The sequence below is a fragment of the Paenibacillus thiaminolyticus genome, assembly GCF_003591545.1.
Lineage (GTDB): Bacteria > Bacillota > Bacilli > Paenibacillales > Paenibacillaceae > Paenibacillus_B > Paenibacillus_B thiaminolyticus_A.
Map to the genome: position 1 here is coordinate 1 of NZ_QYZD01000093.1, position 1990 is coordinate 1990.

1 protein-coding gene is annotated in these 1990 nt (G+C 57.4%); it reads right to left on the minus strand.

The genetic code is table 11. The features are described from left to right. Positions 1–1963, minus strand: a 1963-nt coding sequence (locus DQX05_RS30035; RefSeq protein WP_259392315.1) for a non-ribosomal peptide synthetase, incomplete at its 3' end; no start/stop codon positions are given. Positions 1964–1990 lie beyond the last annotated feature (27 nt).

A 1990-nucleotide genomic window follows, 5' to 3' on the forward strand; every position in this document is an offset into this window, starting at 1 on the left:
TAGTGAGCGGAAGTTCCGACAGATGCACGAAATGCGCAGGAACCATATATTCAGGCAAAGCGATGCTCAGGAAATGTCTCAATTCGGCCGGCTCCAGGCGCTTGCCGCTTACATAATAAGCGCACAAACCCTCGCTTCCCGGCCGCTCTGTCCAAGTCACGATAGCCGCTTGGCAAATGTCCTCGTGAAGCAGCAGTCTCGCTTCGATTTCGCCGAGTTCAATCCGGTAGCCCCGTATTTTGACCTGCTGATCGATTCTGCCCAAATATTCGAGCGTTCCGTCCGGCAGCCAGCGGGCCAAATCCCCTGTTCTGTACATGCGTCCGCCTTCAATCCATGGATCCGGCACGAATTTTTCCTGCGTAAGCTCAGGCAGATTCCAATATCCCGCAGCTACGCCGGCGCCCCCAAGGCACAATTCCCCAGGCACGCCGACCGGAAGCAGCTGCCCCCGAGCGCTGAGTACATAGGCCGTCGTTCCTTCGATCGGCCGGCCGATCGGGATGTTGTTTTTGTTATGGTTCTCCCCGATGGCGAATGCAGTCGAGAAGGTCGTGTTCTCGGTAGGACCGTATCCATTCCAGATCGTAAGTCCCGGACATGCCTCCTTCACAGCATAAGCATGCTTCGGCGACAGAACCTCCCCGCCCATGATCAGATGCTCTACGCCCGCAAACAGGCCCGCATCCTCATCGGCCAGATGATGGAAGAGCGACGTCGTCAAGAACATGACCGTAATCCCCTGCTCTGCCACAAACGCCCCCATCCGGCGCGCGTCCAGCAGCACGTCCTTCTCAACCGGATGCAAGGAACTTCCATGCAGTAGGGCTCCGAAGATTTCGAATGTAGCCGCATCAAAGCTTACCGCACCGGTCTGCGCGAAGCGGTGATCGGCATGGAACCGCACATATCCAGCGTTGTTCACCAGGTTGAGTACATTTCCATGCGTCACCTGCACTCCTTTCGGTCTTCCCGTGGTGCCCGAGGTATACAGGATATAAGCCGGATCATCGCAACTGGAGTCATGCGCTTCTGCCTCTGACGCCTCTAACGCTTCTGACGCTCCATTCACAAGGGCTCCGTCATCAAGCATGATGACCGCACCTGGGTATGACGCTGGCACTTTGGAATTCGGTACGGCCAACAGGAACTCCGCGCCGCAGTCGCCCAGTATATACAGGTTGCGCTCCGCTGGCGCGTCCGGATCCAGCGGCACATAGACTCCGCCGGCCTGCACAATTCCCAGCACCGCCACGACGAATTCGATCGAGCGCTCCGCCAGTATGGCAACGGCTGCCCGCGGCCGCATTCCTTCCCTCAGCAATCGGGCGGCTACAAGGCTCGCTTGAAGCTGCAGCTCCGCATAAGTAAGATGCCGATCGCCGCACACGATCGCCGTCCGCTCCGGATAGAGACCGGCTATTTCCTCGAAACGCTGATGAATCGTCGTTCGAGGCTTGTCTTGGACAGGCAAGCCGCTGTAGGTCATCAACTGATTGAGCTCGGCGGATCCGCTCATTAATCTGGCTTCGGCAAGGGTCGTAACCGGCTCAGACGTCACATGATCCAGCAGCTCCGTCAAATGGCCCGCCCACCGTTCGACCGTGTCCCGCGTGAACAAGGCGGTAGCGAACTCCAGCGAGCCGTGATAACCATCTGCGCTCTCGGATATCATCAAGGTAAGGTCAAACTTGGCCTGCGCAGCGGCAAACGGATAAGACTCGACTGTCAAATCAGGGAGATTCAGCTGCGAGTTCTCCGCATTTTGAAGCACGAATACCGCATCGAAGAGCGGATTGCGGCTCATGTCCCGCTGGGTGACAACGCGGTCGACCAGCTCCTCGAAAGGATACTCGCCATGCTCAAACGCATCGAGCGCCGTTTGCTTGATTTCCTCAAGGTATTCGGCAAAAGCTTTTTGTCCGGAAGGGAATGTGCGCAAGGCCAGCGTGTTGACAAACATCCCCATTATGTCCGCGAGATCCGCATG